Source organism: Gordonia sp. (in: high G+C Gram-positive bacteria), assembly GCF_049299075.1.
GTDB lineage: Bacteria > Actinomycetota > Actinomycetes > Mycobacteriales > Mycobacteriaceae > Gordonia.
The window spans coordinates 1-6,528 of the sequence record NZ_JBAQWU010000132.1 but is presented as its reverse complement, the minus strand read 5'-3'; the positions used below and the strand labels follow the sequence as shown (position 1 = coordinate 6,528).

Sequence of the window (6,528 nt, the reverse complement as noted above, 5' to 3'; positions counted from 1 at the left end):
CGCCGGAGTCGGAGGATGGTCTGCTCGATCTACTGGATGCGCGGGAAGCCACGCTGCGGCGGCGGCAGGTCTTCGACGCCACGCTGTATGTGGAACTCAGTGACCGGGGCGGCTACCGCAAAGCCGGATTCATCTCGATGCCGGCCCTGTACTCCGGTGGTCTGCGGCTCGGTAGTGGTGAGGCCCGCCGTCGCCGGGTGCTCGCGACGGAGTTGGGGCGGTTCACCACAATGACCGGCGGGCGCCGCGACCCCGTACTGCCGGCGACCGAAGCGGCGGCCGCGGCCGGACTGGTGGGGCGGGAGAATGTGCTGGTGATCGCCGAGGTGATGGACAAAATCCCCGCGGCGGCCTCCGTCGAGGACCGGGCCACCGCCGAGGTCGCGCTCGCTGAGGCTGCGGCCACCCTCGGCCCCGACGGGGTCGCGATGGTCGGGCATCGGATCCTGGCGTGGCTCGACCCGGACGGGGCGCTGTCGGAGGACACCGACCGGCAACGTCGCCGCGGATTCAGTGTGCAGCCGCAGGACCGGCAGTTGATGAGCAAGATTCGGGCCCGGCTGACTCCGGCCGCTCGGGCCCGACTGGAAGTGATGCTGACCCAGTGGGCGGCCCTGGGTATGAACAATCCCGACGATCCGGAGTCCCCGCGCGGGGCGGCCGATCAACCCGGCCTGGATCCGGCTGCTCTGGCCGCCGCGGCCGAGCGCGATACGCGCACGCCCTCGCAACGCAATCATGACGGGCTCCTGGCGTTGATGGAATGGGAACGCGCCCAGACCGGGGTGGCCCCCGGCGGGAGTTTGGCCTCGGAGTTGGTGATCACCGTTTCCGATACCGATCTGGCCCGCCATGCCGGGGTCGCGGTCACCGCGACCGGCACCCGTCTGCCGGTCGGGGATCTGGTGAACTTGGCGGGCACCATCACGCCGTGGATGGAAGTGTTCGCCGGTGCTACCTCGCAGGTGCTGTATCTGGGGCGCGGACGCCGTATCGCCTCACGCGCCCAACGGCTGGCTCTGTTTGGGCGCGACCGGGGGTGTACTGCTCCTGGTTGCGCGGTGCCGTTCGTGCGTACTCAAGCCCATCACATGCCCGACTGGGCCGACGGCGGCTGCACCGATATCGACCGGCTCGGCGGGGCCTGCGGCAAACACAACCGGTGGAACGGGACCCAGCCCGGGCAGTGGGAATCGACCGTCCTGACCACCGGCCCGAACACCGGCCGGATCGGGTGGCGGCCAGTCGGACGAGACGGGCCGTGGCTGGTCAACCCGATCTTCCACCCGGACAAAATCGCCACCGGCCACCACGGCGCCGGCCTGACCACCCGCATGAGCGACGTATCCGACACCGACCCGCCCGGCGAATCGGCGCCCCCGCAGTGGGAATCCGGAGTCGAGACGATCCTCGAGCAACACCTGACGGCCTGACCACCCGCCCCCTTCAGGGGGCGGCCCGTGGTCGGGCCATCAGGCCTGACCCGACACTCTTTCGGTTCTGTACGCCGCCGCCACACCCCGCTGGTTGAGCAGGTCGACACCACACCTCGACGGTTCAGCACACCGCCGCCATACCTCGCTGGATGAGCAGGCCGACGAAGAAGGCCTCGGTCGAAACCAACCTCGCCCTGTTCAGAAGCTCCGGTAGTCCCGCGTCGGCATCCGCGGCCCCCGGCGCTCCGGGAATCGACCCGCCACCTCGCACATCCTGACCACCCGGTAGCGCTGCCCGGCATACGGTTCCAGTAGACGCGTCATCTCCGCATCATCGACCGGCCGCCCGATCAGGGTCTGCCCGACGATTCGTGGCACGTGATAGTCACCGAAGGGGACCGCGTCCGGATCGCCGAGCGCCCGGATCCGGACATGCGCGGCCGTCCACGGCCCAACCCCGGGCAGGGCGGTCAGCACGTCGACCTTGTTCTCCACATCGACGGTCGCCGCCCGGCGAATGATGCGCATCCGGACCGGTTCCAGACCGCTGCGATGCCAGTCGGCCTCGGTGATCTCCCGCCAGCGTTCCCGCGGCGGCGGTACCGTCAGGCCGCCCGGGCCCGGTGCGGGCTCGCCGTAGCGGCGCACCAGATACTGCCATCCCCGATACGCCTCGCTCCCGGTCACCTTCTGCTCGATGACCGCAGCCACCAGGGCATCCCACACCCGCGTGGTCCGGCCGATCCGCAGTCCGGGCGAACGCCCCGCGAGCCGCCGCAGCACCGGAGTGTCCAACTCCAGCGCGGTCGGATCGTCGTGCGCGCCGAGGAAGTCTGGCAGCTGATCAATCAGCCAGCCGGCACCGGGCCCCCATGCGCGAGCGGCTACCTCGGCGTCGTGCATCGCCACCGCAAGCGTGCCCGGACCGTCGGGAGTGTGCACTGCGCGCCACACCGAACCATCCGGCACGATGCGGAAGGCGGGGTCGTGCGCGCCGCGGCGATGCACCCCGAGGATCGGCGTCAACTGGAGCGCAAACCCCGGCCGCCACACCCGCTCGATCATGATCGGAGTCTATCGACCGGTGCAGCGAGCACCGCGGTCCGATTTCTCCTGCTGGCGCTCGAGAACCCGCGGACGGCTGCAACACTGAGCGCCATGACGACTCTCCTCGACGAGCTCACCGCGATCGTCGGTCCCACACACGTTCTCACCGATCCGGAACTGACCGCCGGATACGTGACCGACTGGACCGGCTACTGGACGGGACACACCGTGGCGGTGGTGCGACCGGGGAGTACGGCGGAAGTCTCCGCAGTGCTTGCCGCGTGCTACCGCGCCGGGCAGCCGGTGGTCCCGCAGGGCGGCAACACCGGTTTGGTCGGCGGGTCCGTTCCGCTCGACGGCGAGGTGGTCCTGAGCATGCTGCGCCTGAACCGGATCGAGGAAGTGGACCCGGTGGGCCGCACCCTCGCCGCCGACGCGGGCGTGAGCGTCGCCCGCGCCCAAGAAGCTGCCCGCGCGCACGGCCTGATTCTGGGCACCGACCTAGCCTCGCGTGAGTCGGCAACGCTCGGCGGCATCGTGGCCACCAACGCCGGCGGGATCGCGATGATCAAGAACGGCAGCACCCGATCCCGGGTGCTTGGCGTGGAGGCAGTGCTCGCCGACGGACGGGTGCTGACCCGATGGATTCCGCTGGTCAAAGACAACATCGGGTACGACCTCCCGGGGCTGCTGACCGGCTCGGAGGGCACCCTCGCGGTGATCACCCGCGTTCTGATGCGACTGGTGACGCCCGCGCGCGCCACCGCCACCGCACTGGCCGGAGTGCCGTCGGCCGCCGCGGCCCTGGAGCTACGCGATGCGCTGGGCCGCGCCGGGCTCACCCTGGAAGCCGCCGAACTGATGACGGCTGCGGGGATGCGTCTCGTCGTCGACCATGCCGGATTGCGTCCGCCGCTCGCGCAGCCCGCGCCCTACACGGTGCTTGTCGAGGTCTCCGGGTCCGACGACGTCGCTGCCGCGGCCGCCGCAGTGCTCGCTGACTGCGAAGGATTGATCGACGCCGTCCTGGAGGAGGGGCACTCGGCCAAGCTGTGGCGCTTCCGGGAGAGCCACACTGAGACCATCGCCGCATCCACCATCACCCCGGTGGTCAAACTCGACGTCGCCGTTCCGCTGCGCCGCATGGAGGAGTTCCTGGACCGGCTCACCGAGTTGCTGGCCGCCGAGTTCCCCACTATCCGCCCGATCTGCTTCGGCCACTTCGCGGACGGCAACATCCACGTGAATCTGCTCGATGCGCCCGTCGATGAGCGCGACGCCGCCACCAACCGCGTCTTTGAACTCATCCGGGATCTCGGCGGGAGTATCAGCGCCGAACATGGCATCGGCCGGGCCAAAAATCCGTGGATCAGCTTCGGTCGCGACCCGGTTGATCGTGCCGCGATGGGCGCAATCCGTGCCGCACTGGACCCGGGCCGCGTACTCAACCCGCATGTCCTGAAGTTGGGGTGAATTAGGCTTATAGACGATGGGCTTCCCCCTTCATCCCTAGTAGAAGAGAGAACTGCAATATGTGCACTCGCGTTATGTGGCCGGATGCCGACGGGGCGGTCATCGTCGGCCGGAACATGGACTTCCACATGGACCTGCGCACCAACCTCTGGAAGCTCCCGCGCGGTATCGAGCGCAACGACCGCGTCGAAGGCAAGCTGAGCTGGACGGCCAAGTACGGCAGCGTCGTCGCGGGCGTCTTCGACATCCTCTCCGCCGACGGTGTCAACGAGAAGGGCCTCGCCGGGCACGTGCTGTGGCTGGCCGAGTCCGAGTACGGCACGCCCGACGCCGATCGTCCCCAGCTGGCCATGTCGGTGTGGCTGCAGTACTACCTGGACAACTTCGCGACCGTCGCCGAAGCCGCCGACTGGACCCGCGAGCACAACCCGCAGGTGGTTCCGATGGCCGACCCGACCGGTGGCAGCCACCCGGCGCTCCACCTCGCGCTCGACGATGCCCAAGGCGATTCGCTGATCATCGAATACATCGACGGCGAGTTGAACATTCACCACAGCAAGGACTACCTGGTGATGACCAACTCCCCGAAGTACGACGAGCAACTCGAGCTGGTGAAGAAGTACGCCGACCTCGGCGGCGACGCTCCACTCCCCGGTACGTGCGATGCACGCGACCGCTTCGCCCGTGCGCTGTACTACGTCAAGAATGTTCCCCAGCCAGATTCGCAGGTGCAGGCCATTGCCTCGATGATGAGCATCATCCGCAACGCCGCCCAGCCCTTCCGCAACCCCGAGCCGGGCAAGCCGGATGCCTCGCAGACGCTCTGGCAGACCGTCGCCGACCTGACCAACCTGCGCTACGTCTTCGAGTCGACGACGCGCCCGAACATCGTCTGGGTGGACTTGCCTGAACTCGATTTCTCCGAGGGTTCCGGTGAGTCGCGGCTGAACCTCATCGACCAGCTCGAGGTGGAAGGCGGCCTGTCGGGCAACGTCACCAAGAAGTTCACCAAACACCGCAAATTCCACATCGTCTCGATCGAACAGGCCAAGCTGCTCGGGCAGGCGGTGGTGAAGGGCAAGGATCTGATCAGCAAGGCGAAGGCCAAGGCCGCGCCCGCCACGAAGGAACTCGAGGACGTGCAAGACCTGGTGATGGAGAAGAAGGCCGAACTCATCGACGCCGAGTAGACGCTCCGCAGTTTCTCGGTGCCGCCCGGGTGGGCGGCACCGAGTTCACCGAACAGAGTGAGGTTTCCCGATGGCAGAAGACCGCACGGCGTCGATCGACCCGTCCGGCGACAATGACAAGCTGACGCTCATCACGTCCGTCGGCGAGGCGCTGAACCGGTCGATGTACCCGGTGTCGCAAACCAAGCAGGTGATCCACGAGATCAACGAGACCTACGGTAACGAGATCTCGGCGGAAGTGTTTGCCACCTACATCATCGCGCTGGACACCCCGAACAATAAGGTCGCGGTGGCCAGCACTGGCTCGACGTTCCGGTTCGACCAGGTGGCCGCGACCGATTCGCTGGTCGATAAACTGCGCTCGGCGGTAATGCCGATCCCGCAGGCGCTGCGCGAACTCCGCGCGATCGCCGACTCACCACCATTGTTCGGACCGGTCGCCCGCATTTTCGGCTTCATGATGCAGGCGCTGGGCTTCGCGCTCTGTTTTCGGATGAGCGTGCCGGCGACCCTACTCGCCGTCGGACTCTCCATTCCGGTCGCCATGGTCTTGCTGTGGAGCAGTCTCCGCGGAATGCTGGCGGCCTTGATGCCGTTTCTGCTGACCTTTCTCTGCGCGTTGGCCATCGCCTTGTGGGCGGTGCACGGCGGCGTGGACGACCCGGTGCGTTTGGCGGTCATCCCGGTGGTGACCCTGATCCCCGGTGCGGGCTTGACGATAGCGCTGATCGAGATCACCGCCGGCGATATGATCGCTGGCGCATCCAGGCTGGTCTCGACGATGGTGGTGCTGCTGTCGATGGCCTTCGGCCTGGCGCTGGCCATCGACATCGTGGGACTGTCTGCAAATCAACTGCAAGACGTCACCAGCGCACAAGCTCCGTCGTGGGTGCTGTGGCTGGCCGCACCGATCTTCGCTGTCGGCAACATTTTGTACTCCTGCACGCCCCGCCGATTGTGGATCTGGACTATCGTCTTCGCGTTCGGCACCTTCTGGCTCGCCCAGCTGCTGCAGTCCTCGATGAACTCGGCCTTCGCCGCCGGTATCGCGATGGGCGTCGCACTGGTGGCCGCCTCGGCCGTCAACGCTCACGTCAAAGGCCGTCCCAGCGTCCTGGTGATCTACATGCCCACTTTCTGGCTGATGGTGCCCGGGTCCATGGGCTTCGTGGCGTTCAGCGGCGACATCACCGCCGACCGTCAGCTCGGCAATCTCAGCGCCAGCACCTCGCTGTCACTGCTGAGCATGGCCATCTGCATGATGCTCGCCAGCGTCATCGCACCGGTGATCATCCATCCTCGCCAGTGGCGAAAGGCCCACTCGGCGGGTGCCGGGGAGAGGGACACTGCCGCCTGACCCGGGCCAGACCAGAACGGTGGGG

The 6,528-nt window shown here is 67.4% G+C and carries 5 protein-coding genes; 4 read left to right on the top strand and 1 reads right to left on the bottom strand.

From position 1 onward, the window contains the following. Positions 1-1,433 (top strand): DUF222 domain-containing protein (locus WAW85_RS04465; protein WP_422558441.1); only part of this gene is annotated, 1,433 nt, incomplete at its 5' end. 201 nt (positions 1,434-1,634) lie between these two features. Here WAW85_RS04465 and WAW85_RS04460 read toward each other — a convergent pair. Next, positions 1,635-2,501 (bottom strand): DNA-3-methyladenine glycosylase family protein, encoded by an 867-nt coding sequence (locus WAW85_RS04460; protein WP_422558440.1) that lies wholly within the window; start codon positions 2,499-2,501, stop codon positions 1,635-1,637. A gap of 93 nt (positions 2,502-2,594) precedes the next feature. Between WAW85_RS04460 and WAW85_RS04455 the strand changes: the two genes are divergently transcribed. The 3 genes from WAW85_RS04455 to WAW85_RS04445 all read left to right on the top strand — a co-directional run bounded on the left by WAW85_RS04455 (position 2,595) and on the right by WAW85_RS04445 (position 6,503). Then, positions 2,595-3,956, top strand: a complete 1,362-nt coding sequence (locus tag WAW85_RS04455; protein WP_422558439.1) for an FAD-binding oxidoreductase — start codon at positions 2,595-2,597, stop codon at positions 3,954-3,956. A 59-nt stretch (positions 3,957-4,015) separates the two neighbouring features. Beyond that, positions 4,016-5,146 carry a linear amide C-N hydrolase gene (locus WAW85_RS04450; RefSeq protein WP_422558438.1) on the top strand — a complete coding sequence of 377 codons (1,131 nt, stop codon included), beginning with the start codon at positions 4,016-4,018 and terminating at the stop codon, positions 5,144-5,146. 70 nt (positions 5,147-5,216) lie between these two features. Then, on the top strand, positions 5,217-6,503 hold the full coding sequence (locus WAW85_RS04445; protein ID WP_422558437.1) for a threonine/serine ThrE exporter family protein: 1,287 nt from the start codon (positions 5,217-5,219) through the stop codon (positions 6,501-6,503). Positions 6,504-6,528 lie beyond the last annotated feature (25 nt).

Excerpts from the sequence above, each read along its gene's own strand:
- WAW85_RS04460 (WP_422558440.1), bottom strand. The coding sequence starts at position 2,501 with ATGATCGAGCGGGTGTGGCGGCCGGGGTTTGCGCTCCAGTTGACGCCG.
- WAW85_RS04455 (WP_422558439.1), top strand. The coding sequence starts at position 2,595 with ATGACGACTCTCCTCGACGAGCTCACCGCGATCGTCGGTCCCACACAC.
- WAW85_RS04450 (WP_422558438.1), top strand. The coding sequence starts at position 4,016 with ATGTGCACTCGCGTTATGTGGCCGGATGCCGACGGGGCGGTCATCGTC.
- WAW85_RS04445 (WP_422558437.1), top strand. The coding sequence starts at position 5,217 with ATGGCAGAAGACCGCACGGCGTCGATCGACCCGTCCGGCGACAATGAC.